The 24532-nt window shown below is 72.6% G+C and carries 21 protein-coding genes; 13 read left to right on the top strand and 8 right to left on the bottom strand.

What is annotated here, in order from left to right; translation table 11 throughout:
- Positions 1 to 28 precede the first annotated feature (28 nt).
- Complete coding sequence (locus ID804_RS03010) at positions 29 to 1111, top strand: phosphotransferase (RefSeq protein ID WP_169077457.1); 1083 nt, start codon at positions 29 to 31, stop codon at positions 1109 to 1111.
- A gap of 24 nt (positions 1112 to 1135) precedes the next feature.
- Here ID804_RS03010 and ID804_RS03005 read toward each other — a convergent pair whose 3' ends face one another.
- Positions 1136 to 1396 carry a hypothetical protein gene (locus ID804_RS03005; RefSeq protein ID WP_169077456.1) on the bottom strand — a complete coding sequence of 87 codons (261 nt, stop codon included), beginning with the start codon at positions 1394 to 1396 and terminating at the stop codon, positions 1136 to 1138.
- Positions 1397 to 1475: 79 nt separating this feature from the next.
- The gene (locus ID804_RS03000) at positions 1476 to 2996 is read right to left on the bottom strand and encodes an APC family permease (RefSeq protein ID WP_169077455.1); all 1521 of its coding nucleotides are present in this window, start codon (positions 2994 to 2996) and stop codon (positions 1476 to 1478) included.
- A gap of 146 nt (positions 2997 to 3142) precedes the next feature.
- On the opposite strand from ID804_RS03000, the gene ID804_RS02995 reads away from it, so the two are divergent.
- Positions 3143 to 3955: an acetoacetate decarboxylase family protein gene (locus tag ID804_RS02995; protein ID WP_169077454.1), complete on the top strand. Its 813-nt coding sequence runs from the start codon at positions 3143 to 3145 to the stop codon at positions 3953 to 3955.
- A gap of 96 nt (positions 3956 to 4051) precedes the next feature.
- Here the strand turns inward: ID804_RS02995 and ID804_RS02990 are convergent, their stop codons facing one another.
- Positions 4052 to 5401, bottom strand: coding sequence for a glutamine synthetase family protein (locus ID804_RS02990; protein WP_169077453.1), 1350 nt, complete (start codon positions 5399 to 5401; stop codon positions 4052 to 4054).
- A 129-nt stretch (positions 5402 to 5530) separates the two neighbouring features.
- Here ID804_RS02990 and ID804_RS02985 point away from each other — a divergent pair, with 129 nt between their 5' ends.
- Positions 5531 to 6217: a type 1 glutamine amidotransferase gene (locus ID804_RS02985; protein ID WP_317451143.1), complete on the top strand. Its 687-nt coding sequence runs from the start codon at positions 5531 to 5533 to the stop codon at positions 6215 to 6217.
- A gap of 21 nt (positions 6218 to 6238) precedes the next feature.
- On the opposite strand, the gene ID804_RS02980 is transcribed toward ID804_RS02985, so the two are convergent.
- Complete coding sequence (locus ID804_RS02980; RefSeq protein ID WP_169077451.1) at positions 6239 to 7480, bottom strand: cytochrome P450; 1242 nt, start codon at positions 7478 to 7480, stop codon at positions 6239 to 6241.
- A 161-nt stretch (positions 7481 to 7641) separates the two neighbouring features.
- Between ID804_RS02980 and ID804_RS02975 the strand changes: the two genes are divergently transcribed.
- From ID804_RS02975 to ID804_RS02950, 6 genes are all read left to right on the top strand, one after another.
- Entirely contained in the window at positions 7642 to 8139 is a 498-nt protein-coding gene (locus ID804_RS02975; RefSeq protein WP_169077450.1) for a MarR family winged helix-turn-helix transcriptional regulator, read from the top strand.
- A 108-nt stretch (positions 8140 to 8247) separates the two neighbouring features.
- Positions 8248 to 9711 (top strand): aldehyde dehydrogenase, encoded by a 1464-nt coding sequence (locus ID804_RS02970; protein ID WP_169077449.1) that lies wholly within the window; start codon positions 8248 to 8250, stop codon positions 9709 to 9711.
- 2 nt (positions 9712 to 9713) lie between these two features.
- Positions 9714 to 10625 (top strand): DODA-type extradiol aromatic ring-opening family dioxygenase, encoded by a 912-nt coding sequence (locus ID804_RS02965; protein WP_169077448.1) that lies wholly within the window; start codon positions 9714 to 9716, stop codon positions 10623 to 10625.
- Positions 10626 to 10627: 2 nt separating this feature from the next.
- Positions 10628 to 11536: a fumarylacetoacetate hydrolase family protein gene (locus tag ID804_RS02960; protein WP_169077447.1), complete on the top strand. Its 909-nt coding sequence runs from the start codon at positions 10628 to 10630 to the stop codon at positions 11534 to 11536.
- A complete protein-coding gene (locus tag ID804_RS02955) occupies positions 11533 to 11727 on the top strand; it encodes a ferredoxin (RefSeq protein WP_169077446.1) in 195 nt (64 codons plus the stop codon). Before ID804_RS02960 ends, ID804_RS02955 begins: the two co-directional genes overlap by 4 nt.
- Positions 11728 to 11733: 6 nt before the next feature.
- Positions 11734 to 12957 carry an NAD(P)/FAD-dependent oxidoreductase gene (locus ID804_RS02950; protein ID WP_169077445.1) on the top strand — a complete coding sequence of 408 codons (1224 nt, stop codon included), beginning with the start codon at positions 11734 to 11736 and terminating at the stop codon, positions 12955 to 12957.
- Between the two features lie 19 nt (positions 12958 to 12976).
- Here the strand turns inward: ID804_RS02950 and ID804_RS02945 are convergent, their stop codons facing one another.
- Together ID804_RS02945 and ID804_RS02940 are read right to left on the bottom strand one after the other, a co-directional pair.
- Positions 12977 to 16276: an ATP-dependent DNA helicase gene (locus tag ID804_RS02945; protein WP_169077444.1), complete on the bottom strand. Its 3300-nt coding sequence runs from the start codon at positions 16274 to 16276 to the stop codon at positions 12977 to 12979.
- Positions 16273 to 19497, bottom strand: coding sequence for a UrvD/REP family ATP-dependent DNA helicase (locus ID804_RS02940; protein ID WP_169077443.1), 3225 nt, complete (start codon positions 19495 to 19497; stop codon positions 16273 to 16275). Before ID804_RS02940 ends, ID804_RS02945 begins: the two co-directional genes overlap by 4 nt.
- A 114-nt stretch (positions 19498 to 19611) precedes the next feature.
- Between ID804_RS02940 and ID804_RS02935 the strand changes: the two genes are divergently transcribed.
- On the top strand, positions 19612 to 19833 hold the full coding sequence (locus tag ID804_RS02935) for a DUF3107 domain-containing protein (protein WP_169077442.1): 222 nt from the start codon (positions 19612 to 19614) through the stop codon (positions 19831 to 19833).
- A gap of 2 nt (positions 19834 to 19835) precedes the next feature.
- Positions 19836 to 20153 (top strand): hypothetical protein, encoded by a 318-nt coding sequence (locus ID804_RS02930; RefSeq protein ID WP_169077441.1) that lies wholly within the window; start codon positions 19836 to 19838, stop codon positions 20151 to 20153.
- 24 nt (positions 20154 to 20177) lie between these two features.
- Here ID804_RS02930 and ID804_RS02925 read toward each other — a convergent pair whose 3' ends face one another.
- Positions 20178 to 20894 carry a ferritin-like fold-containing protein gene (locus ID804_RS02925; RefSeq protein WP_169077440.1) on the bottom strand — a complete coding sequence of 239 codons (717 nt, stop codon included), beginning with the start codon at positions 20892 to 20894 and terminating at the stop codon, positions 20178 to 20180.
- Between the two features lie 94 nt (positions 20895 to 20988).
- Between ID804_RS02925 and ID804_RS02920 the strand changes: the two genes are divergently transcribed.
- Both ID804_RS02920 and ID804_RS02915 read left to right on the top strand, forming a co-directional pair.
- Positions 20989 to 22425, top strand: coding sequence for a DEAD/DEAH box helicase (locus tag ID804_RS02920; protein ID WP_169077439.1), 1437 nt, complete (start codon positions 20989 to 20991; stop codon positions 22423 to 22425).
- A gap of 107 nt (positions 22426 to 22532) precedes the next feature.
- Positions 22533 to 24263 (top strand): MDR family MFS transporter, encoded by a 1731-nt coding sequence (locus ID804_RS02915; RefSeq protein ID WP_317451142.1) that lies wholly within the window; start codon positions 22533 to 22535, stop codon positions 24261 to 24263.
- Here ID804_RS02915 and ID804_RS02910 read toward each other — a convergent pair.
- Complete coding sequence (locus tag ID804_RS02910; protein WP_169077438.1) at positions 24170 to 24529, bottom strand: A1S_2505 family phage non-structural protein; 360 nt, start codon at positions 24527 to 24529, stop codon at positions 24170 to 24172. The two genes, ID804_RS02915 and ID804_RS02910, sit on opposite strands and share 94 nt — an antisense overlap.
- Positions 24530 to 24532: the final 3 nt, after the last annotated feature.

The following is a 24532-nucleotide window of genomic DNA, read 5'->3' as shown; positions in this document are numbered from 1 at the left end:
GGGGTGCCCGCCGCCTACCCTGGGGGGCATGGCCGGATCCCCCCTCACTCTAGCCGCGCTCGCGACGGCGGCCGTGCCCGGCCTCGACGTCACCCACGCCGCCCGACTCGGCTCGAGCCGCGGCGACGTCGACGCGGCCGTGCTGACGAGCCGCGACGGGCGGCGGCTCGTGATCCGGCTGCCGCGCACCGAGCCCGCCGAGGCCGAGCAGTCGGCCGACCTCATCGCGCTGCGCGCGCTCAGCGACGGCGTGCGCGCGCGCCTGCCGTTCGCCGTGCCGCGCTTCGTCGGGCAGACGCCCGCGGGCGGCTCCCGCGCCGTCGTGCACGAGCTCGTCGAGGGCACGAGCGTGCCGCTCGAGGCCATCACGCCGGGGCTCGCCGCCTCCATGGGGCATGCGATCGCCGCCGTGCACGCGCTGCCGACGAGTGTCGTCGCCGACGTCGGGCTGCCGCAGCTGCGCGCCGTCGACGTCATGCGCGAGGCCGTCGCCACGCTCGACCGCGCGCACGAGACAGGACTCGTGCCGGCCGGCCTGCTGCGCCGCTGGGAACTCGCGAGCGAGGACCAGTCGCTGTGGCAGTTCACCCCCACCGTCATCAACGGCTCGCTCTCGGCCGGCTCGTTCCTCTCGATCGGCGAGACCGTCACGGGCGTGCTCGGCTGGGCTCGACTGCAGGTCGCCGACCCGGCCCGCGACCTGTTCTGGCTGCTCGGCTCCTCCGACGCCGCCGTGCCCGACGCGGCGTTCGCGGCCTATCACGAGGCGCGCGGCATCCACGACCGCGAGCTCGGCCGCCGCGCCGTGTTCGCCGCCGAGCTCGAAGTGGCCCGCTGGCTGCTGCACGGCACGACGACGCGCTCGACCGAGATCGTCGACGACGCCGTCGAGATGCTGCACGCCCTGCTCGACCGCGTGCATCGCGACATGACGAACCCGCTCACCGCGGCAGCCGACCGACCGGCGACGCTCACCGAGGCGCACGAGCTCGCCGACCTCGGGGCGCCGGTGGCGCCGGCCGGCTCGCCGGCGTCAGCCGCATCGCCGGCCTCGCCGGCATCGGCGGGCAGCGCGGTGACCCCGCCGACGCCCCCGACGCCGCGCGACTGACCGGCGCGGCGCCTCCCGGGCGGGCTAGGAGCCCGCGGCGATCGCGCGCGCGATGATCGCGCGACCGCGCTGCACCGCCCGCACGAGCTCCGGCTGGCGGATGCCCAGCTCCTGCGACACGTCGGAGTACGTGCGCCGCTCCAGCAGGATCGCGCCCATCGGCGCACGCAGCTCGGGCGGCAGCTGCGAGATGCGGCCCACGAGCTCCTCGTAGCCGAGCGCGTCGACGGCGGAGTCGTCGACGTCGTGCTCGGGCGTGACGTCGAGGTCGAAGTCGTGAGCCATGAGTGACCTTTCGCGAGGGGTGAGGGCCGGGCGGCGGGAACCGCAGCGCGCGCCGCCCGGCCGGGCGGAGCATCCGAGGCTACGACGCGAAGTCGCGCACGAGCTGCTCGTTCTCCTTCTTGTTGATGAGGGCGACGACGTACCCGATCACGAGGAACAGGAACGGCAGCAGCACGAGGAACCAGCCGAGCGCGTTGAGCTGGAAGGCGCTCTCGGGCAGCGTGGGGTCGACGCCCTCCGGCACGGTGCCGGCGAGCAGGTTGAAGCGCGACATCACGAGGTACAGGCCCAGCGCCAGCAGCACGGCCGACAGCGCCGGGGCGATCACGGTCTTCCAGAGCGAGCCGCCGCCCTCGCGGCGGAAGAAGACGATGATCGCGATCGAGACCAGGATCTCCACGACGATGACCGACATCGCCGTGATCGAGCTCATCCAGAAGAAGAGGTTGCCGACCGGGTCGAGCCCGGCGATCGCGAACACGATCATGACGAGCGCGGCGAGCGCCGAGGTGATGACGACGCCGCCGACGGGGGCGCCGGCGCCGTTCGTCGTCGCCGCGCGGGCCGGCAGCACGCCGCCGCGGCCGAGGGCGAAGAAGTAGCGCGAGGCCGCGTTCTGGAAGGCCAGGAGGCCGGCGAAGAGGCTCGTGATGACGAGCACCGTCATGATCGTCACGAGCCAGCCGCCGACGTACTGCTCGGTGAGGCTGAAGAGCACACCCGCGGGGTTCACGAGCGGGTTGCCGTCGGCGTCGGCCGAGCGCGTCACGACCTCATCGATGATGCCGCCGGCGCCCATGCCGGTGACCATGCCGAACGACACGATCGCGAACAGGATGCTGATGGTCGAGATCGCGATGTACGTCGCGAGCGGCACGGTGCGCTTGGGGTCCTTCGACTCCTCGCCGTAGATCGCGGTCGCTTCGAAGCCGATGAAACTCGCGAGGGCGAAGGCGAGCGCGATGCCCGCGCCGCCGGCGAAGCCGCCCGCGAAGATGTTCTCGGGGCTGAACGAGGCGGCGATGTTCCAGCCCTCGGGGCCGCCGTCGGCGAGCATCGCGATCGCGGCCACGAGCAGCGAGAGCAGCTCGAGCACGAGCAGTACGCCGAGCACCTTGGCGCCGATGTCGACCGTCAGCAGCGAGAGACCGGTGACGAGCAGCCAGGCGATGAGCGACCACACGTACCAGGGCAGGTCGACGCCGAGCTCGGCCATCGTGCCCGCGACGAGACCGCCGAAGAAGCCATAGATCGCCAGCTGGATGGTCACATAGGTGAGGATCGACACGAAGGCCGAGGCGACGCCCGCGTTCACCCCGAGCCCCTTGCCGACGTAGGCGAAGAACGCGCCGGAGTTCGTGACGCGGTGGCTCATCGCGGCGTAGCCGACGCTGAACAGCAGCAGCGTCAGGCCGACGACGAGGTAGGCGCCGGGCGTGCCCGCGCCGTTGCCGACGAGCATCGCGACCGGAACGGCGCCCGTGATGCCGACGAGCGGGGCGGAGGCGGCGACGACGAAGAAGACGACGCCGATGACGCCGAGGCGCCCGGCGCGCAGCGAGGAGCGCTCCGCCTGGGCCGTGGGGGTGGAATGGGTCATGTCCGAGACTCCTCATTGAGACGGATGATCGTTCGGGCCTAAACGACTGGTCACAGAATGGCCCCGCGAGAACCCGCCGTCAAGCGGGCGCGCTCGCGCGATATTCCCTATCGTTTGTTTACGAACGAATCGCTACGCTGAAGCGCATGGCAGACCTCCACGGCTTCATGGCCCCGAAGACCCCCAGCGGCGCGAGCGCGATCGTGCCCGACATGCCCTGGTACTACTCGGGCACCCTCCTCACCGCCGAGTACCGCACCGACCCCGAGAAGGTCGCCGCCCTCCTGCCCGAGGGCCTCGAGCTCGCCGCCGAAGACCCGGGAGCCGTCGCGCTCATCTGGGCCGACTGGCAGTCCTGCTCGGCCTCCGGCGCCGAGCTGCTCGACCCGCAGCGCTCGCAGTACCTCGAGACCTTCGCCGTCGTGCGCGTGCAGCACGAGGGCCAGACCTACACGCGCTGCGTCGCCATCTGGGTCACGAAAGACTTCGCGATCGCCCGCGGCTGGTTCCAGGGCTACCCCAAGAAGCTCGGCTCGATGGCAGTCACGCGCGTCATGAACGTCGGCCGCGCCGCGCCTCGCCTCGCCCCCGGCGCCAAGATCGGCGCCTCGCTCGCCGCCTACGACCACCGCCTCGCCTCGCTCGTCGTCACCCTCGAGGCCGAGAGCGACACGAACGGCTTCGTCAACGGCCACCCCATGCTGCATTCGCGGTGGATGCCCTCCATCACGCCCGGCGCCGGCAACAGCCTCGACCAGCTCATCACCATGAGCACGACCGACGCCGAGATCGGCGCCACCTGGCGCGGCGACTTCGAGCTCGAACTGCACGACTCCCCCTGGGACGAGCTCGCCTCGATCCTGCCCATGCGGGAGAAGATCGGCGCGTACTACCGAGAGGTCGGCGTGACGTTCAACGGGGGGCGACTGGTCGGCGACAGCTCGAACCCGTCGGTGTAGATCACAGCACGGAACCGGAAGGGCCCGAGAGCGATGCTCTCGGGCCCTTCCGGTCTGATCTCTCGAACGGCTCCAGCTGTGCTTGTCTTTTCTGGATCAGAGATCCAGAAAGTATTCCTTCACCTCCCACGCCGTGACGTCGCGCGTGGCGGGGTCGTCGACGCTCGCCGTGTAGCGCTCGAGCTCGTCGCGCTTCATGACCTCGAAGACGTCGACGAGGGGGCCGCCGAGGATCTCGATGAGGGCGCTGTCGGCGCGCAGAGCATCCAGGGCCGCATCGAGGCTCATGGGCAGCACCGTCTGCGATTCGTCCTCGTAGGAGTAGCCGACGGCCGGCGGCGGCGCGTCGAGCTCGCGACGGATGCCGTCGAGGCCGGCGGCGAGGATCGCCGCGGTCATGAGGTACGGGTTCGCGGCGCCGTCGGCGAGGCGCATCTCCAGGCGGGTGCCGCCGCCGCGCTCCGGCGGCACGCGCAGCATCGCGCTGCGGTTGTCGTAGCCCCAGTTCGCGCGGTAGGGCGCGAGCGTGTCGGGCCCGAGGCGCTTGAAGGCGTTGATCGTCGGGTTGCAGAGCGCGGTGAGGGCCGGCGCGTGCGCGACGATGCCGGCGATCATGCGCTGCGCGAGCACGCTGAGCTCGCGCCCGTCGTGCATGAGGTTCTCGCCGTCGGCGTCGACGAGCGACACGTGCAGGTGGAACCCGCTGCCGCCCTCGTCGCCCCACGGCTTGCCCGAGAACGTCGCCGCCTGGCCGAGCCGCGCGATGAGGTCTTTCACGCCCGCCTTGAGCATGAAGATGCGGTCGCACGCGTCGAGGGCCTCGCCGTGCCAGATGTTGATCTCGTACTGGCTGGGGCTGAACTCGTGATTGCCGGCGAAGACGCCGATCTTGAGTTGGTCGAGCATCCGCAGCAGGTGCAGGAAGGTGCCCTTCGGGTCGACCGTCGCGCCGCTCGTGTACACCCGGCCGGGCTGGGTGAGCGCGCGGCGGAAGGTGCCGTCGTCGTTGCGGTCGGCGATGTAGAACTCGAGCTCGGGGCCGACGACGGGCGTGAGGCCGAGCGCCGCGTACTCGCGCATGATGCGCTCGAGCAGGGTGCGCGGCGCGAACTCGTTCGGCGTCATGTCGGGGTTGTTGGCGCCCGCGACGACGTACGCGACACCGGGCTCCCACGGCAGGGCGCGCCAGCTCTCCGGCACGATCTGGGTGATGAAGTCCTCCAGGCCGTCGCTGAGCACGTCGCCGCCGTCGAGCACGCCGCCCTGCGTCGTCGTCACCCACACGCCCTGGCAGAACGCCGGGCCGCCGTGGCTGATCTTGTCGAGCTGGCTGACGAGCAGGTCCTTCGACCGCACGGTGCCGATGATGTCGGCGTAGATGACACGGAGCACGTCGATGCCCGCCTCCGTGAGCTCGGTCTGCAGGTTGACGAGGCTCCGACTCATGTGCGACTCCCTTGTGGCACGACTGGTGATCCGACAGTGGATCGTTCGGTATCAAACGATACAGTAGGCCGCGTCGGCCGTCGATGAGGAGGGTGCCCGATGCGAGCGCTGTTCGTCCAGCATGACCATGTGAGCCCGCTCGGGCCCGTCGGCGAGCGCTTCGCCCACCACGGGTTCGAGATCGACACCCATCTCGTCGTACCCGAGGCCTCGTTCGCGGCGCCCAACATCGCCACGACCTTCCCCGACGCCCGCGACTACGACGTGCTCGTGCCGCTCGGCGCACCGTGGGGCGCCTGGGACGACGCGTGCATCGGCCGCTGGCTGCTGCCCGAGCTCGACTGGCTGGGCGACGCCGTCCGCGACGGGATGCCCGTGCTCGGCATCTGCTTCGGCGGCCAGCTCGTCGCCCGCGCGCTCGGCGGCTCGGTCGCGCCCGGGCCGAAGGGCGAGATCGGCTGGACGGCCATCTGGAGCGACGACGCCTCACTCGTGCCGGAGGGGCCCTGGTTCCAGTTCCACTACGACCGGTGGCAGGTGCCGCCCGGCGCCGTCGAGCTCGCCCGCAACCCGGTCGCCTCGCAGGCGTTCACGGTCGAGCGCACGCTCGCCGTGCAGTTCCACCCCGAGCTCGACGCGGCTGGCCTGCAGGGCTGGCTCGACTGGGGCGGCGCTGCCAAGGTGCGCGAGGACGGACAGGACCCGGAGGTCATGCTCGCCCAGACGCGCGCCGTCGAGGGCGCCGCCCGGCAGCGCACGTTCGCGCTCGTCGACGCGTTCCTGGCGCGTGTCGCCGGGCTCGTGCCGGGGGCCTGAGCCGGGCGCGCCGAAGCGCGGTCAGACCACGCGGACGGGCATCCGCTTGATGCCGTGCACGAAGTTGCTGCGCAGGTAGTCGATGTCGCCCGCGCGCTCGAGCACGACGTCGCGCGCCAACAGCTCCTCGAACATGATGCGCAGCTCGATGCGCGCGAGGGCGTTGCCGAGGCACATGTGCGGGCCGCCGCGACCGAACGACATGTGCTCGTTCGGGTTGCGGGTCACGTCGAAGCGGTACGGGTCGTCGAAGACGGCGCTGTCGCGGTTGCCGGAGGCGAACCACACGACGACCTTCTCGCCCTCCCTGATCTGGGTGTCGGAGAACTCGACGTCCTTCGTCGCAGTGCGACGGAAGTGGTAGACCGGCGAGGCGTAGCGCAGGAACTCCTCGACCGCCCAGGGGATGAGCGAGGGGTCGTTCTTCAGCAGCGCGAGCTGGTCGGGGTTCTCCAGCAGGTTCTTCATCGTGTGCGTGATGGTGTGGCGCGTGGTCTCGTTGCCGGCCACGACGAGCAGCAGGAAGTTCGTGTTGAACTCGTCCTCGGTGAGCGGCCTGCCGTCGCCGGGCACGCCGTCGGCGAGCAGCGTGACGAGGTCGGTGCCGCCCTTGCCGGTGCGCTCGGCCTTGAGGTGTCGGCCGTACTCGTAGACCTCGATCGCCGCGGGCGAGCGGAACGGCACGTGCCGGTACGCCTCGCTGTCGGCCGAGTCGATGAGCACGTCGGCGTGCTCGGGGTCGGTGTTGCCGACCATGCGGTTGCCCCACGCGATGAGCTGCCCGGTGTCGCTGTCGGGCACGCCGAGCAGTCGCGCGAGCACGCGGATCGGGAAGTCGGCGCTCACCTCGTCGACGAAGTCGAACTCCTTCTTGGCGAGCGCGTCGTCGAGCGTTTTGGCGGTGATGCCGCGCAGGAAGGTCTCGTACTTCGCGACGGCCTGCGGCGTGAACTCGCCCTGCAGCATGCGGCGCAGGGCGCGGTGACGCACGCCGTCCATCTCCAGCAGCGAGCGACGCTGATCCTGCAGTGCGGGGTCGACCTCCTCGAGGTTGGTGAACTTCGTCGAGGTGAAGGTCTCGGGGTCGCGTAGCACGCGCACGATCTCGTGATAGCGGGTCACGGACCAGAAGCCACTGTTGGGCGCCTCCTCCGTCGAGTGGTGGAGGCCGGGCGTGCGGCGGAGCTCCTCGAAGACCTCCCACGGCGCGCCGTGCGCGAAGAGGTCGAGGTCGGCGAGGGTGAGGGCTGTCGTCGTCGACATGGGCGCCTGCTTTCGTGGGAGGCCGAGATTATTCGGATGCTAACAATCTTTTCGGGGTCGCGTCGAGTCCCCCGTTCTCCGGCGGGTCGCCCTCGCGTCCGCGAGGGTTCAGCACGTTTCGGGGCCGAATGAGGTTGGATGCTCGTGGAGAGGAGCAGCGCATGCCCAGCCCGCACACGCTCGCCGAGACGGAGCTGCAGGTCGCCGAGAAGCTCGGCGGACTGCCGATCGACTTCGCCGCGACCGCCGTCGTCTCGAACCTCTTCCGCGCGGCGAACGCGACGCGCAACTACCTCGAGCGCACCGTGCTCGCCCCGCACGGGCTGTCGTGGACGGCCTTCGTCGTGCTCTGGGTGACCTGGATCTGGGAGCCCATCGAGACGCGGCAGATCGCCGAGGAGGGCGGCTTCTCGAAGGCGACCCTCACGGGCGTGCTCGGCACGCTCGAGGGCAAGGGCCTGCTCGAGCGCTCGCGCAGCACGACCGACGGCCGCCTCGTGCTCGTGTCGATGACGCCGGCGGGGCGCGAGCTCATGCAGTCGCTGTTCCCCGAGTTCAACCAGCACGAGCAGCAGGTCGCCGAGTCGGCCGGCGACGATCGCGAGCGCCTAGCCGAGCTGCTGCGCCACGTCACGGCGAGCATCGAGGCGCGCCGCTGACGCGACGCGGGCTGCGCGGGGGTGTCGCGCCCCGGCGCCGTCGGCTACTATCCCCCTAGTCATTCGCATCCGAATGAATCGCGACCGCCACTGCAAGGGAGCAGCCACGTGCACCAGGTGCAACTCGCCGGCCTGACCGTCGACACCCGCCACTGGATCGGAGGGCAGCGCGTCGCGAGCGAGACCACCTTCGAGAGCGTCTCGCCCGTCGACGGCGCCGTGCTCGCGGAGGTCGCCCGCGGCGGGGCGCGCGAGGTCGACGCGGCGGTCGACGCGGCCCGTGCGGCGTTCCCCGGCTGGCGCGACCTCGGCCCGCAGGGCCGCGGCGAGATCCTCCACCGCCTGGCCGACCTCATCGAGCAGCACGTCGAGCAGCTCGCGCAGCTCGAGACGCTCGACAACGGCTCGCTGCTGCGCAGCCACCGCCGCGGCGTCATGCCGCGCGTGGCCATGAACATCCGCTTTTTCGCCGACTGGGCGATGCAGAAGCTCTCGCACCCCGTCTGGCAGACCCGCGGGCACGACAACGTCGTCACGTGGGATCCCTCGGGCGTCGCGGCGATCATCACGCCCTGGAACGCGCCCCTCATGCTCGCCACGTGGCGCATCGGCCCCGCCCTTGCCGCGGGCGACACGGTCGTGCTGAAGCCCGCCGAATGGACCCCTCTGACCGCGAGCGTCTTCGCCGACCTCTGCGAGCAGGCGGGGATGCCCGCTGGCGTGTTCAACGTCGTGCAGGGCCTGGGTGCCGAGGCCGGCGCGGCCCTCGTCGCGCATCCCGGCATCGCCCGCATCGCGTTCACCGGCAGCGTGCCGACCGCGAAGGCGATCATGCGCTCGGCGGCCGACAACCTGACGCCCGTCAGCTTCGAGCTCGGCGGCAAGAGCCCTTTCATCGTCACCGACGACGCCGACCTCGACCTCGCGGTCGACCTCGCCATCGAGCAGTACGACAACGCCGGGCAGGTGTGCCTCTCCGGCACGCGCCTGCTCGTGCACGAGGCCATCGCCGACGCCTTCTCGGCCCGGTTCGCCGAGCGCGCCGCGCAGATCGTGCAGGGCGACCCGCGCGAGGAGGCCACGCAGATCGGTCCGCAGATCCACGCCGTGCACCTCGAGCGCGTCGCCGGCTTCGTCGAGCGGGCTCGCGCCGAAGGCGCGACCGTCGCCTTCGGCGGCGACCGCAACGACGAGCTCGGCGGCCTCTACTACCGCCCGACACTCATCACGGGCGCCAAGCCGGGCAGCGAGATCCTCACCGCCGAGGTGTTCGGTCCCGTGCTCGCGATGCAGACCTTCGCCACCGACGAGGAGGCCGTCGAGGTCGCCAACGCGACCGAGTACGGCCTCGCCGCGGTCGTCGTCTGCGGCGACCGCGACCGTGCCGAGCGCCTGACGAAGAACCTCGTCGCCGGCACGATCTGGGTCAACTGCTTCTTCGTGCGCGACCTCGGCGCACCGTTCGGCGGCAGCAAGAAGTCGGGCATCGGCCGCGAGGGCGGCGTGTGGTCGTTCGACTTCTACGCCGACGTCAAGAACACCGTCTACGCACCGACCGGATGGAAGGAATAACCATGGGAAAGGTCGTCGGCGCCGCGATCCTGGCGCACGTGCCCACCATCATGCTGCCGCAGGACGTGCGGTACGACTTGAACGAGGGCAAGGAGATCAGCCTCGTGCCGGGCCTCAAGCGCCTGCGCGAGGAGGTCATGGAGACCCTCGACTACGACACCGTCGTCGTGCTCGACTCCCACTGGGCCACGACGGTCGAGTTCGTCATCACCGCGCAGGCCGAGCGCTCCGGGCTCTTCACGAGCGAGGAGCTGCCGCGCGGCATGTCGCAGATCCCGTACGCCTTCAAGGGCGACCCCGAGCTCGCCAACGCCGTCGCCGACTACGACGAGAAGAACGGCACCTGGGTGACGCCCATCAGCGACCCGCACCTGCCGATCTTCTACGCGACCGTCAACCTGTGGCACTACCTCGGTCGCGGCCTCGACAAGCGCTGGGTCAGCATGTCGGTCTGCCAGACCGCCGAGACGGAGGACTTCCTCCGCGCTGGCCGCGCCCTCGGCGAGGCCATCCGCGACAGCGACCGCAAGGTGCTGCTGCTCGCCTCCGGCGCGCTCTCGCACACCTTCTACAAGCTGCGCGACCTGCGCCAGCACGAGTCGAGCGACCCCAGCCACATCTACAGCCCCGAGGCGCGCGAGGCCGACCTCGAGCGCATCGAGTGGATGAAGGCCGGCGACCACCAGCGCATCCTCGACACGATGGACGAGTTCAAGAAGTACAAGCCGGAGGCCAACTTCAGCCACTGGCTCACCATGGCGGGCGCGACCGGCGAGGGCGCCAACACCGCCAAGGGCGTCATGTACTCGGAGTACGAGAACTCGATCGGCACCGGCCAGGTGCACGTCTACTTCCCCGAGCCCGAGGGCGGGTTCCCGCAGCCGCGCGACCTCGTGCTCTCGCGGGAGCGCTGAGCATGGGCGAGACGACCCCGGCAGAGACGACCGAGTACCGCCGCATCCTGCTCGGCGGCGCGCCCGTGCGCGTGCGTCGCGACGGCGAGGAGCTCGTGGCGCCCGACGGCCGCCGCGTGGCGATCTCGGAGGCGGTGCACCTCGCGCCGAGCATCCCCTCGAAGATCATCGCGGTGCACCTCAACTACGCCAGCCGCACCGAGGAGTTCATGACGAAGCTCCCCCCGGCGCCGACGTACTTCCACAAGCCGATCACGGCGCTCAACAGCCACGACGGCGACGTCGTGCGCCCGGCCGGCTGCAAGTGGCTGAACTACGAGGGCGAGATCGTCATCATCATGGGGCGCACGTGCCGCAACGTGAGCCCCGAGGAGGCGGGCGACTACATCGCCGGCTACTCGGTCGGCAACGACTACGGGCTGCACGACTTCCGCGACACCGACGCCGGCTCGATGCTGCGCGTGAAGGGCTCCGACACGCTCGGGCCGGTCGGGCCGGGCCTCGTGGAGGGCTGGGATTTCCGGGACAAGATGATCCGCACCTACGTCAACGGCGAGCTCAAGCAGGAGGACTCGACCGACAACATGGAGTGGGACATGCACTACCTCGTCGCCGACCTCGCGCGCACGATCACGCTCGAGCCCGGCGACATGATCTTCTCCGGCACGCCGGCGAACTCGCGACCCGTGCAGCCCGGCGACGTCGTCGAGGTCGAGGTCGAGGGCCTCGGTCGCCTGCGCAACCGCATCGTCGAGGGGCCGACGCCGATCCGCACCGACGTCGGCGCGCAGCCGACCGAGAGCGAAGAGGTGGTCTCGACCGCGCTCGGCGGCGACTGGGAGTTCCGCGGCATCCGCACTCCCTCGAAGGATCTCTACCCGTCCACCGTCCAGGAGGAAGAAGACGCATGATCAAGATCGACGTCGACATGAACAAGTGCCAGCACTACGGGCAGTGCGTGTTCGAGGCGCCGGAGGTGTTCCAGCTGAACGCCGACGACAAGCTCGAGTACAAGGCAGAGGCGCCCGACGAGATGCTCGCCGACCTCGAGGCTGCGGCCGACGTCTGCCCGATGCAGGCGATCATGCTGACGCGCGAGTAGGCCCCCATGACGGATGCCCCGCTCCTCATCGTCGGCGCGTCGATGGCCGGCCTCCGCACCGCGGAGGGGGCTCGGCGCGCCGGCTACGACGGCCCCATCGAGTTCCTCGGGGCCGAGGCGCACGCGCCGTACAACCGGCCGCCCCTGTCGAAGGAGCTGCTGCAGACCGAGGGGCACGGGCACGACGAGGTGGCCTTCCCCATCCGCTCGGCGCTCGAGCAGGGCGTCACGTGGACGCTCGGTCGCGCGGCCGCCTCGCTCGACGCCGAGCGACGGGTCGTCGTCGACGAGGCCGGAGTCGAGCATCCGTACTCATCGCTCGTGATCGCGACGGGGCTGCGGCCGAAGCCGCTGCCGATCCCCTCGCACGGGCTCGGCGGCATCCACGTGCTGCGCACGCTCGACGACGCCGTCGGCCTGCGCTCGGCGCTGCGGCCGGGCGCGAACGTCGTCATCCTCGGGTCGGGCTTCGTCGGCTGCGAGATCGCGGCGACGGCGGCGAAGAACGGATGCTCGGTCTCGATCGTGACGCAGAGCGCCGTGCCGCTCGACCGCGCGCTCGGGCCCGAGCTCGGTGGCGAGGTGCGCCGGCGGCACGAGGCGCATGGCGTGCGCTTCTTCACCCGCGACGGACTCTTCGGGCTCGTCGGCGAGACCGCGGTGGAGCGGGTGATCCTCACGAGCGGCGTCATGCTCGAGTGCGACGTGCTCGTCGTGGCGATCGGCAGTGACCCGAACACCGAGTGGCTGCAGGGCTCGGGCCTCGACGTGAGCGACGGCGTGCTCGTGGATGCGGGCCTGCGCGCGATCGGCGTCGACGGCGTCGTGCGCCCTGACGTGTTCGCGGTGGGCGACGTCGCCCGCTACCCGAACCCGCTCTTCGACGACGTGCCGCGGCGGGTCGAGCACTGGAACCTGCCGACGGAGACCGGCAAGCGCGCCGGGCAGCTCATCGCCGCGCATCTGCGGGGCGACGACTGCGAGCCGCTCGCGGCGGCCGGCTTCGCGCCGCTGCCGTCGTTCTGGAGCGACCAGTACGACATGCACCTGCTCGCCTTCGGCATGACCTACCTCGCTGATCGCCGCGAGCTCGTCGCGGGCTCGCTCGATGACGAGTGCGTGGTCGAGTACTTCCGCGGCGAGACGCTCGTGGGGGTGTGCGGCATCGGCATGCGCTCGCTGGTGCAGAGCTACCGCTCGCGGTTCAGCATGCCGTCGGCGACGGTCTAGCGAGGCCCGCGCGCGCGGCTCAGCCCTGCGCGCCGATCGCCTCGCGCCACAGCACGCGCAGCTCGGCCTCGTCGGGCAGGCGCTCGGGCCGCAGCACGGCGTCGTCGGCGACGAAGTAGAAGACCGCCTCGACGCTCTCGAGCGGCAGGCCGCGCCAGCGCGCGTAGGCGAGCCGGTAGACGGCGAGCTGCAGCTCTTTGGCGGCGCGGTCGGCGTCGTCGCGCGGGGCCCGGCCGGTCTTCCAGTCGACGATCTCGACGCGCTCCCCGCCGTCCGGGCCGGGTTCCAGCGGGTACACGGCGTCGATCTTGCAGACGAGGATGCGCCCCTCGAGCGGCACGTGCAGCTCGCGCTCGACGTCGAGGGGCCGCCGGGTCGCCCACGGCGAGGCCTCGAAGGTGCGCTGCAGCTCGGCGAGCCGCTCGCGCTCGACGGCGTCGCCGCCGACCTCGTCGTCGAGACCGAGGTCGAGCCCGAGGCCGTCGACGCTCTCCTCGAGGGCGGTGACCCCGCTGCGCTGCTCGACCCAGCGGTGGAAGACGGTGCCGAGCCGCGTCGCGCGGTAGGGGCGCTGCGGCAGGGGTCGACGCAGCCGCTGGGCGATCGCGGCGGGGTCGGTGACGAACTCTTTGACGGTGGAGGCGGCGACGCGCAGCGGCACCTCGACGCGCTGCGCGCCGGCGAGTCGCGCCTCGCGCTCGGCGAGCAGCAGGGTGATGTCGTCGTGCCAGGCGCTCGCGGCGTCGGGATGCGCGGCTCGCACGCGGGCGGCGGCGCGCTCGACGGCGGCTCGGCGCCCGCCGAGCGGGTCGCCGGGCCACCAGGGCGCCGTGTCGTCCTCCTGCACGAGGGGGTTCTCCTCGTGGATGCTCGCCTCAGGCACCGCAGGCAGCACCTCGCACTCGATGAGCGGGGTGAGGAAGCCGCTCGTCGCCCGCGGCTTGGCGTGCCCCGCCCAGAACGAGCCGGAGAGCAGCAGTCGGTGCCGCGCCCGCGTCACGGCGACGTAGGCGAGCCGTCGCTCCTCCCGCTCGAGGTGCGCGCCGACCTCCGCCCCGTACTGCTCGCGCCGCTCGAGGAGCTCCTTGCGGGTCTCGGCGCTCTGCCAGGCGAAGACGGGCAGCTCGGCGGCGTCACCGCGCAGCTCGTAGGGCAGCACGCCGAGGCTGAGCCAGCCGCTCGTGCCCTCGCGCGGCTTCGCCGGCAGCTCGTCGACGACGAAGCGCGGCACGGCGACGGCGTCCCACTCCAGGCCCTTGGAGCCGTGGATCGTCAGCACCTGCACGGTGCCGGGCTCCGGCTCCTCGCTGCGCGGCGAGAGGTTGTCGCGCCACTCGGCCTCGCGCAGCCACGAGAGGAACCCGCCGAGCGTGGCGTGATCGGCGAGCGCGAGATACCCGTCGAGCGCGTCGAGGAAGGCTTCCCGGGGCGCGTCGCGCAGCACGCGCGCGGGGTTGGCGGCGACCTCGATGTCGAGCTGCAGCTCGTGCTCGACGGCGGCGACGAGGTCGGCGAGGTCGAGCGCGGTGCGCGAGCGCAGGCGCGCGAACAGCTGGCCGGCCTCGCGCAGCCGCTCGCGCCCGACATCGCTGAGCCGCGCGAGCTGCCCGTGCCCCTCGGGCGCGGTGGCGACGAAGTCGAGGGCGTCGACGAGCGAGACGCCGTCGGTCGCGGCGACGGAGGCGCGCATGCGCTCGATCACCTCCGGCGTGAACGCCCGCTGGGCGAGGTCGCGCTCCCGCAGCCACGAGGCGATGCCGCGCAGCGTCTCGAGGTCGGCGAGCCCGATGCGCCAGCGCGGCCCGGCGAGCAGGCGCACGAGCTCGGTGCCGGCCGCGGGGTCGTCGACGACGGCGAGGGCGCTGACGAGGTCGGCGATCTCGGGCTCGGCGAGCAGGCCGCCGATGCCGAGCACGTGGAAGGGCACCTCGTGCCGACGGAGCGCCGCCAGGAACGCCGGCTGCAGCGTGCGGTTGCGCATGAGCAGCGCCGCGCTCGGCCGCAGCGGGCGGCCCTCGGCGTCGAGCGCGCCCGGCGCGGCGCCGCGCACGGGCTCGGCCAGGCGGGCCTTGAGCCACTGCGCGACGGCGTCGGCCTCGTCGTCGATCGTCTCGAGCTGCACGAGCTCGACCGGGTCGTGCGTGGCCATCGGGCCGGGTGCGAGCGTCTCGACGGGCACGCCGCCACGCGCGGCGAGCGGCTCGACGAGCGCGTTGGCGACGTCGAGGATGCCCGTGCCGTTGCGCCACGAGGTGCTGAGCGAGTACCGCGCGACGGTCGAGGCTCCCCCGCCTTCAGCGTCACCCGCGAAGCGCCGGGCGAAGTCGTCGAGGTTGGAGGCGCTCGCCCCGCGCCAGCCGTAGATCGACTGGTGCGGGTCGCCGACGGCCATGACGGGCATGCCCGCGAACAGCGCGGCGAGCAGGCGCGCCTGGGCGACGTTCGTGTCCTGGTACTCGTCGAGGAGCACGACCCGGTAGCGGTCGCGGATGCTCGCCGCGATGTCGCTGTGCCGCCCCACGATGCGCAGCGCGAGGCTCACCTGGTCGCTGAACTCGACGAGCCCATCGCGGGCCTTGGCGGCCTGGAACCGCTCGACGAGGTCGACGATCGGCAGCGTCGCGTCGAGCTTCAGGAGCGCCTCCATGCCGGCCCGCCGCTCGTGCCGGTCTCCGAGCGGCAGGTCGGCGACGCGCAGGAAGCGCTCGAGGTACGCGCGCACGTCGGCGATGTCGGCGTCGTGCTCGGCGACCGCGTGGGCGAGCTGCAGCGCGGCGGCGGTGAGGCGGTCGACCGGCAGGTCGAGGTCGGCGAGCCGGGCATCCGACGCGGAGGTCACGAGCTCGCGTGCCAGCTGCCAGGCGCTCGCCTCTCCGAGCACGGCGCCATCCGGGTCGCGCCCGATGAGCACGGCGTGGTCGCGGTAGAGGGTGGAGGCGAAGGCGTTGTAGGTCGAGACGGTCGGCTGGGTGAAGGCGTCGACGAGCGGCGGGTCGTCGGCGCCGCGGCCCAGCAGGTCACTGCGGCCGAGCGCGGTGAGCCGCTCGCGGATGCGGTGCCCGAGCTCTCCGGCGGCCTTGCGCGTGAACGTCAGGCCGAGCACCTGCTCGGGTGCGACGAAGCCGTTGGCGACGAGCCAGAGCACGCGGGCCGACATGGTCTCGGTCTTGCCCGAGCCGGCCCCGGCGACGACGAGCGCCGGACCGAGCGGCGCCTCGATCACGGCGCGCTGCTCGGCCGTCGGGCGGTGCTGCCCGATGGCGTCGGCGATGCGATCGGCGCTCACGCGCGCGCCCGGCACGTCGGCGACCCAGCTCATGCGTCGTCTCCCGTCACGGGCGGCACGCGGTGGATGCGGTGGCGGCGCGCGCCGAGGTCGTACCGGCCGGCAGCGCGCACGCCCGTGAGCTCGGCGACGGCGATCGCCGAGACCGCCTGGCGCAGCCGCTCGCGGAACGCCTCGAGCGCGGCCTCGTCCAGCACCGGCTGCGTCGCCTCGCGATAGGGCTTGCCGCTCACCCCCTCGCGCACGTAGAGCAGCCGCGCGCCCTCCGCGTGGTGGGGGCCGAGAGCGTCGAGCGCCTCGTCGAAGGCGCCGTCGGCGTAGGCGAGCTGGTAGGCGCCGAGCTGGGCGTGCTCGGCGACCTTCCGCTGGTCGGTGAGAGGTCGGCCCGTCTTGAGGTCGATGATGCGCACGGAGCCGTCGGCGTCGCGCTCGATGCGGTCGACGGTGCCGCGCAGGCGCGCGCGACCGACGTCGACCGAGAACCCGCGCTCGGCGGCGACGAGCGCGCGCCCGGCCGCGGCGGCATCCTGCAGGTAGGCGGCGACGCCCTGGGCGTAGCGGCGGGCGAGTCGTCGCTGCTGCTCGGCGAGCCACGGCGACTCGAACACGAGCTCGCCCCAGCGCGCCTCGATCGCGGCCCACACGGCGTCGACGCTCGGGTCGGTCGCGGTCTCCATCGCGCCGTGCACGATCGTGCCGATGCCCATCGCCGGGCTCGATTCCTCGGGGGCGACCCGGTCGAGGAACCAGTCGAGCGGGCTCGCCTCGATCGCCTCGAGCTTCGACGGCGAGAGGGCGACGTGCTCGGCGTCGGCGAAGAGCGGCTCGGTGGTCGACGGCTCGAGCAGCCCCCACCACTCCGCCGGGTCGGCGCCGGCGACGCCCGCCTCGGCGAGCCGGCGCAGCGCGATGGCGGCCTCGGCGCGCGCGGTCTCGCCCGTCGAGGGCTCGGTGAGGATGCGCCGCAGGTGCCCGACGAGACGCCGCAGCGACCGCGGTCTGCCGCGGCGCGCGATCGCGGCGACGGCCGCGCGGCCGGGGCCACCACCCCGTGCGTCAGCGGCGGCGCCGGGGGCGACAGCAGCGTCGGCATCAGCATCCGCGGCGAGGGCGAGCTGCTCGGCCGCGTCGGCGACGAGCTGCCACAGCGCGCTCGGCTGCTCGTCGTCGCCGGAGGTCGCCGTCACGACGAGCTGCTGCCGGGCGCGGGAGAACGCGAGCACGGCCATGCGCAGCTCGTCGTCGAGCACGAGGCGACGCTCGTCGAGGTCGTCGACGGGCAGGCCGCGGGCCAGGCGGCTCACGGCGGGGGCGTGCAGCAGCGAGCCGCGGATGCGCAGGTTCGGCCAGACGCCCTCCGTCAGCCCCGCGACGACGACGACGTCGACTTCGAGGCCGGTCGCCGAGGCCGGGGTCGTCACGAGCACCGACTCGGCGACGCGCACGGGGGCGAGCAGGTCGTCGGCGACGTCGCTGTCGAGCACGCGCGCGAGGAAGGTCTCGACGGTCGCCTCGGGCACCGTGTCGACGATCGTGGTCGCCGCGGTGAAGACCGACACGACGGCGTCGAGCGCGCGGTCGGCTTCGGCCGCCGCGGGGCCACCCGCGGCCGAGCGCGCCGCCCAGTCGTCGGTGACGCGCGCGTCGCTCCAGGCCCGCCAGAGCAGCTCGTCGACGGTGGCGCCCGCCTCGTGGCGAGCGCGGATGCCGGCGAGCGTGCGCGCCACCCGCGCAGCACGGCGGGCGACGCGATGGTCGATCGTCTCGAGCCGGTCGGGCGCCTGCAGCGCCTCGACCAGCAGCGCGTCGGCCGGGCGATCGCCCTCGCCCGCGAGCTCCTCCGCGCGCAGGGCCCGCCGCAGCCGGCGCAGCCCGATGCGGTCGAGCCCGCCGAGCGGACCGAGCAGCAGCTCGGTGGCGGCCGCGGCGTCGAGCGCGCTGCGCCCCACGCCGATGTCGACGAACCGGATGAGCGCGCGCGCCGCCGGGTGCTCGCGCAGCGGTCGACCGGCCGCGGTCGTGCGCACCGGCACCTCCGCGGCGGTGAGCGCTCGCGCGACGAGCGGCACCTGGGCGCCGCTGCGCACGACGACGGCCATGCGCGACCACGGCACGGCGTCGAGCACGTGCCGCTCGCGCAGCAGGTCGGCGACGAGCGCCCGCTCGCGCGCGCCGCTCGCGGCGGTGAGGGCGAGCAGCGGCGGCGCGAGCGCCGGGCGCTCTCCGACCGCCTCCGCGTCGGCGTCGCGGCCGGGCACGGCCCGGCGTTGCGGGCCGGCCGCCGCCGTGCCGATGCGAGCTGCGAGAGCGGCGACGAGCGAGCGGATGCCCGGCCCGTGCCGATGCGCCGTGCCCAGCACGATCGTCGGCAGGCTCGCCCCCTCGACGAGGGCCGCGAAGCGCGCGACCGCCTCGGGCTCCGCCCCGCGAAACGTGTTCGTGGCGACGTCCGGGTCGCCGAGCACGACGACCGCGGCCCCGCGGGCGGCGAGCGCGGCGAGCAGGTCGAAGCCGCTCGGGGTCGCGTCGTGCGCATCGTCGAGCACGACCAGGCGCGGCACGGGCGGCGCCGCCGGATGCGGGTCGCGCACGAGGCCGACGGCGGCGCGCACGAGCTCGGCAGGGTCGACCTGATCGGCGCGAGCACCGCCGAGCACGAGCCGGTACTCGTCGACGAGTTCGGCGACGGCCGCCCACTCGGGGCGCGAGCGCCGCGCGGCGGCAGCACGCAGGTCATCGCTCGACCAGTCGTGCTCCGACAGCCGAGAGACGAGATCGCGCAGCTCGGTGCGGAACGCCGCGAGCGAACGCACCTCTGGCCCGAGGTGCTCCGGCCAGACGGGCCCCCGGCCGTCGAGCTCGTGGCCGAGCAGCAGCTCGGCGAGGTCGGCATCCTGATCGGCGCCGGAGAGCAGCCTCGGGTCGGCGGCACCGCTCAGCCGGGCATCCGCCGTGACGATCGCATGGGCGTACGAGGCGATCGAGCGCGCGAGCGGGCCAGGCAGCACGGGAGCCTGCGCCTCATCGAGCTCGGCCAGGCGCAGGGCGAGTCGATCGCGCAGGGCGGTCGCCGTGCGGCGCGAGGGCGTGAGCACGAGCACGTCGGCCGGGGCGAGGCCGTCGTCGAGGATCGCCGCCGCCACGAGCTCGATCGCGGCCGTGGTCTTGCCGGTGCCCGGAGCCCCCAGCACGACCGCGCCGCGGCCCCGGCGCGCCTCGAGCACCGCGCGCTGAGCGGTGTCGAGGGAGGGCATGCGATCACGGTAGCGGCGCCCTCCGACACCGCGGCGCGGCGCAGCGGATGCCCGGCGCTCCGCTCTCGGTGAACGCGCCCGATGCGACTCGGGCGCCGGGGTACAGTGACGCTCGTGGACATTCGCATCGGCATCCTCAACAGCCCCCGTGAGCTCTCGTTCGAGAGCTCGAAGACCGCCGCCGAGATCGAGCAGGCCGTGACCGAGGCGCTCGCCTCCGGCACCGTGCTGTCGATCGCCGACGACAAGGGCAAGCAGTACGTCGTGCCCGCCGCCTCCATTGGCTACGTCGAGATCGGGTCGGAGTCGACCCGCCGCATCGGATTCGTCGGCTAGCCGTGGAGCTGCTGTTCGTCACGGTCATCGGCGCCGCGCTCGCACTCGGCGTGCGCTACGCCGTGCCGGGTCGCGAGACGCACGGTCTGCTGCTCGTGCCGGCGATCGGTGCCGCCGCGACCGCCGCGACGTGGGTGCTGCTGGTCTGGCTGGGGTTCACGTTCGACGGCGGCTGGATCTGGGTGTTCAGCCTCGTGATCGGCCCGGCCGTCGCGCTCGCCTTCGCGCTGCTGCTGCCCCCGCGCCGGCGCGCCGCCGACGAGGCCCTGCTCGCGAGCCTCATGCGGCCGGGGCAGCCGGTCGCGGCCCGCACGGCCTGAGCCGAGCCCGCCAGGCGGCGTCGATCAGGCGGTGAGCCCGAGGCGGTCGAGTCGCCGCGTGTGCTCGGCGATGAGCTCGGTGAACACCGGCTCGATCTGCTCCTCGTCGCGTACGCGGTCGGCGTGCAGCGCGAGCGCCGAGCGGGCCTGCAGCATCGTGTCGCCGACGAGGCGGCGGCACCAGAGCGCGAGGCGCGACGACAGCCGCGGGTTGGCGGCGATCGCCTGCTCGATGATGGCGTGCAGCGGCTGCTCGAGCTCGCCGCGGCGGAGGGCCTCCTCGACGCCCTCACGAGCGTCGCGCGGCAGGCCCGCGGCCAGGCGCACCCAGAAGTCGGTGAGGAACCCGATGGTCACGTGGGCGCTCGCCACCTGCTCGTGCCAGTCGGCGCCCATCGTGCGGCGCTCGAACTCCTGCACGCCGCGCAGGTGCGGCTCCATGACCGCGGTGGCGTCGAGGCGCTGGCGGCCGATCTCGGCCACGAGGGCTTCGTAGCGCGCGAGGGTCGTCGCCGCGGCGCGAGCCAGGGCATCCTTCTCGGCGACGCGCGGAGCGTTCGCGACCGCGTGGCTCAGCTGCTCGAAGAACGTCAGGTGCAGCGCGGCGCAGTGGCCGAGGAACACGTCGGTCGCCGGAGTGAGCTCGTGCAGGTCGACGCGCGTCGCCGCGGTCGCGGTGTCGCGCGAGGTGAGGGTGGGCGCGGGCGTGCGCGGGCGGGAGCGACGGAACCACGAGGCCACGCCGACAGCCTAGGCGATGCGCCGACCGCACCCGCCGCGGGCTCCCCCGGCGGCTAAACTGGCTGCACCAAGACAAGACAGGGCGAACCTCCACGTGACTTTCACCGAACTGGGCATCGAGACCGATCTGGTCGATGCCCTCGCAAGCAAGGGCATCATCGAGCCCTTCCCCATCCAGCAGCAGACCATCCCGCTGGCCCTCACCGGGCAGGACATCATCGGTCAGGCCAAGACCGGCACCGGCAAGACCTTCGGCTTCGGCCTCCCGCTCATCCAGCGCCTCGGCCTCCACCCCGAGCCGGGCGTCAAGGCGCTCGTCGTCGTGCCCACGCGCGAGCTGTGCGTGCAGGTGACCGAAGACCTCGAGCTCGCGGCGAAGAACCGCGACGTCAAGATCGTCTCCATCTACGGCGGCAAGGCCTACGAGGGGCAGATCGAGCAGCTCAAGGCCGGCGCGCAGATCGTCGTCGGCACCCCAGGCCGCCTGCTCGACCTCGCGAGCCAGCGCCTGCTGAGCCTCGCGAACGTCGAGGTCATGGTTCTCGACGAGGCCGACAAGATGCTCGACCTCGGCTTCCTCGCCGACATCGAGAAGCTCTTCGCGCAGACCAAGCCGACGCGGCACACGATGCTGTTCTCGGCGACCATGCCCGGCCCGATCGTCGCGCTCGCGCGTCGGTTCATGACCCGACCGATCCACATCCGCGCGACCGACCCCGACGAGGGCCTCACGCAGGCCAACATCGAGCACATCGTCTACCGCGCGCACGCGCTCGACAAGGACGAGGTGATCGGCCGCATCCTGCAGGCCGAGGGCCGCGGCAAGACCGTCATCTTCACGCGCACGAAGCGCGCTGCAGCGAAGCTCGTCGAAGAGCTCACCGACCGCGGCTTCAACGCCGGCGCGGTGCACGGCGACATGAGCCAGGAGGCGCGCGAGCGCTCGATGGCCGCGTTCAAGGCCGGCAAGAAAGACATCCTCATCGCGACCGATGTCGCGGCGCGCGGCATCGATGTCAACGACGTCACGCACGTGATCAACCACACCGTGCCCGACGACCACGACACCTACCTGCACCGCGCCGGCCGCACCGGTCGTGCCGGCAAGACGGGCATCGCGGTGACGTTCGTCGACTGGGCCGACATGCACAAGTGGGCGCTCATCGACCGCGCGCTCGAGATGGGCATCCCCGAGCCGGTCGAGACGTACTCCTCGTCGCCGCACCTGTTCACCGACCTCAACATCCCCGAAGGCTCGAAGGGCCGCCTCAAGGCGACGCCCATTCCGAAGGCTGAGAAGGACGCCTCGCACCCGCCGCGCTCGCGCTCCCGGTCGGGCTCCGGCGACGGCTCGCGTCCGCCGCGCGAGCGGCGTCGCAGCGGCGAGGGCGGCGAGAAGGCCGCGGATGCCCCTCCCGCGTCGCCCGCGGGCGAGGGCACGTCGGCCTCGGCCAAGCGCCGTCGCCGCCGTCGTCGCTCGGGCGGCTCGGGCGGCGCCGCCGCCGAGGGCAGCTCGGCCGCGCAGGCCTGATCGGCGGCCCCTCCGGCCGCTGCGCACCACCGCGCTCCGCATCCCGCCCCTGCCGTCGGGAATGTCGGAGGAGTACCGTACGTTGAGCGTTCCTGGCGTTCTCGCACGTGCCCCCGCACTCGCGGGCGAGCGATCCTCGCCGCGCCCCCGCCACCACCGAACACCACGAGGAGTCTCGTGCCCGCTTCCCCGTTCCCACCACCGATCAGACCCTGACCGACGCCGACGACCTCAAGCGCACCATGGGCGTGATCCGCTTGCTCATCGTCTCCGCCTTCGTCGTGATTCTCAACGAGACGCTCATGGGCGTCGCGATTCCCGAGCTCATGGCCGACCTCAACATCTCGGCGTCGGCGGCGCAGTGGCTCACGACCGCCTTCATGCTCACGCTCGCGGTCGTCATCCCGATCACGGGCTTCCTCATGCTGCGCTTCTCGACGCGCACGATGTTCCTCGCGGCGATGTCGCTCTTCACGCTCGGCACGGCGATCGCGACGATCGCGCCGGGTTTCACGGTGCTGCTCATCGCGCGCGTCGTGCAGGCCAGCGGCACGGCGATCATGATGCCGCTGCTGTTCACGACGGTCTTCGCGCTCGTGCCGCCGCACCTGCGCGGCCGGGTGGTCGGCAACATCTCGATCGTGATCTCGGTCGCCCCCGCGCTCGGGCCGACCGTCTCGGGGCTCATCCTCTCGATCGCCGACTGGCGCTGGCTGTTCATCACGATGCTGCCGTTCGCGGTCGCGGGCCTCGCGCTCGGCGCCGCGCGCATCGTCAACGTGGGCGAGCAGCGACCGGTGCGCCTCGACCTGCTCTCCGTCGCGTTGTCCGTGCCCGGCTTCGGCGGGCTCGTCTACGGCCTCAGCCTGCTCGGCGAGGGCGGCGGCGAGCTCGTGCCGGGCCTCGTGTCGCTCGGCATCGGCGTCGTCGTGCTCGCGCTCTTCGCCTGGCGCCAGATCGTGCTGCAGCGCACCGACGGCGCGCTGCTCGACCTGCGGACCTTCGCCTCGCGCGAGTTCGCGCTCGCCATCGGCACCGTCACGATCGCCTCGATGGCGCTCTTCGGCGCGATCATCCTCATCCCGCTCTACGTGCAGGACGTGCTCGGCGCCGAAGCGGTCGTCTCGGGTCTGCTCATCCTCCCGGGCGGGCTGCTCATGGCCTTCGCGGCGCCGGTCATCGGTCGCCGCTTCGACGCCGTCGGGCCGCGCCCGCTCATCGTGCCGGGCGCCATCCTGCTCTCGGCCTCCCTGTGGGGCATGACGCTGTTCACCGCCACGACGCCCCTGTGGCTCGTCTCGGTCGCGAACCTCGGCACGAGCCTCGGCCTCGCGCTGCTGTTCACGCCGCTCATCACGAACGGCATGTCGTCGCTGCCGCCGCAGCTCAACTCGTACGGCAGCGCGATCGTCGGCACCATCCAGCAGGTCGCCGGCGCCGCCGGCATCGCCCTGTTCATCTCGGTCGCCGCGGCCTTCGCCGGCACGGGCGGCGGCGCCACCGAGTCGGTGACGGCGGAGGGCGTGCGTGCCGCGTTCATCGTCGGCGCCCTCATCTCGCTCATCACCATCCCGCTCGTGCTGCTCGTGCGGCGCACCCCCATGACGCAGCCGCACGGCGGTCACGCTGCGCCCGAGGGCGCCGACGGGGCGAGCGAGGAGCCGACGGCCGAGGACGCGACGACGGGCGACGCCGAGCAGCACGACGCCGGGCACGACGAAGGCGAGCAGCGCCCCGCCGGCGCTCACTCGGCGGCGAGCGCCTCCACGAACTCGGGCGGCAGCACCACGTTGTCGGGCGCGTCGACGAAGAGCGGCGCCACCTCCTCCGGCGCGTAGCCGGCGATGCCCGTGCCGACGGGCGTGAGCAGGAAGCGCAGCTCGGGGTGGGCGCGGGCGTAGTCGACGAAGGCGGCGATCTCCTCCGCGAGCACCCCGAGCCCGCTCATCGTGTCGATCGCGTACGAGCGGCCGTGGTGCCCGTGCCCCTCGCCCCACACCGCCCCGAAGCGCTCGAGGGCGGTGCGCGCGGCGCCGCCGGCGTGCCAGCCGTCGGCGTTGGAGCCGAAGACGAACACCTCGTCGGGTCCGAGCTCGCTGATCATGCG

Source organism: Microcella alkalica (genome assembly GCF_014595885.1).
In the GTDB taxonomy this organism is placed as follows: Bacteria; Actinomycetota; Actinomycetes; order Actinomycetales; family Microbacteriaceae; genus Microcella; species Microcella alkaliphila_B.
Note: the sequence above shows the minus strand (reverse complement) of the source record. Positions and strands in the feature narration are given on the sequence as shown.

Excerpts from the sequence above, each read along its gene's own strand:
- ID804_RS02980 (WP_169077451.1), bottom strand. The coding sequence starts at position 7,480 with ATGTCGACGACGACAGCCCTCACCCTCGCCGACCTCGACCTCTTCGCG.
- ID804_RS03005 (WP_169077456.1), bottom strand. The coding sequence starts at position 1,396 with ATGGCTCACGACTTCGACCTCGACGTCACGCCCGAGCACGACGTCGAC.
- ID804_RS02950 (WP_169077445.1), top strand. The coding sequence starts at position 11,734 with ATGACGGATGCCCCGCTCCTCATCGTCGGCGCGTCGATGGCCGGCCTC.
- ID804_RS03000 (WP_169077455.1), bottom strand. The coding sequence starts at position 2,996 with ATGACCCATTCCACCCCCACGGCCCAGGCGGAGCGCTCCTCGCTGCGC.
- ID804_RS02940 (WP_169077443.1), bottom strand. The coding sequence starts at position 19,497 with ATGCCCTCCCTCGACACCGCTCAGCGCGCGGTGCTCGAGGCGCGCCGG.
- ID804_RS02965 (WP_169077448.1), top strand. The coding sequence starts at position 9,714 with ATGGGAAAGGTCGTCGGCGCCGCGATCCTGGCGCACGTGCCCACCATC.
- ID804_RS03010 (WP_169077457.1), top strand. The coding sequence starts at position 29 with ATGGCCGGATCCCCCCTCACTCTAGCCGCGCTCGCGACGGCGGCCGTG.
- ID804_RS02910 (WP_169077438.1), bottom strand. The coding sequence starts at position 24,529 with ATGATCAGCGAGCTCGGACCCGACGAGGTGTTCGTCTTCGGCTCCAAC.
- ID804_RS02960 (WP_169077447.1), top strand. The coding sequence starts at position 10,628 with ATGGGCGAGACGACCCCGGCAGAGACGACCGAGTACCGCCGCATCCTG.
- ID804_RS02990 (WP_169077453.1), bottom strand. The coding sequence starts at position 5,401 with ATGAGTCGGAGCCTCGTCAACCTGCAGACCGAGCTCACGGAGGCGGGC.
- ID804_RS02945 (WP_169077444.1), bottom strand. The coding sequence starts at position 16,276 with ATGAGCTGGGTCGCCGACGTGCCGGGCGCGCGCGTGAGCGCCGATCGC.
- ID804_RS02955 (WP_169077446.1), top strand. The coding sequence starts at position 11,533 with ATGATCAAGATCGACGTCGACATGAACAAGTGCCAGCACTACGGGCAG.
- ID804_RS02975 (WP_169077450.1), top strand. The coding sequence starts at position 7,642 with ATGCCCAGCCCGCACACGCTCGCCGAGACGGAGCTGCAGGTCGCCGAG.
- ID804_RS02995 (WP_169077454.1), top strand. The coding sequence starts at position 3,143 with ATGGCAGACCTCCACGGCTTCATGGCCCCGAAGACCCCCAGCGGCGCG.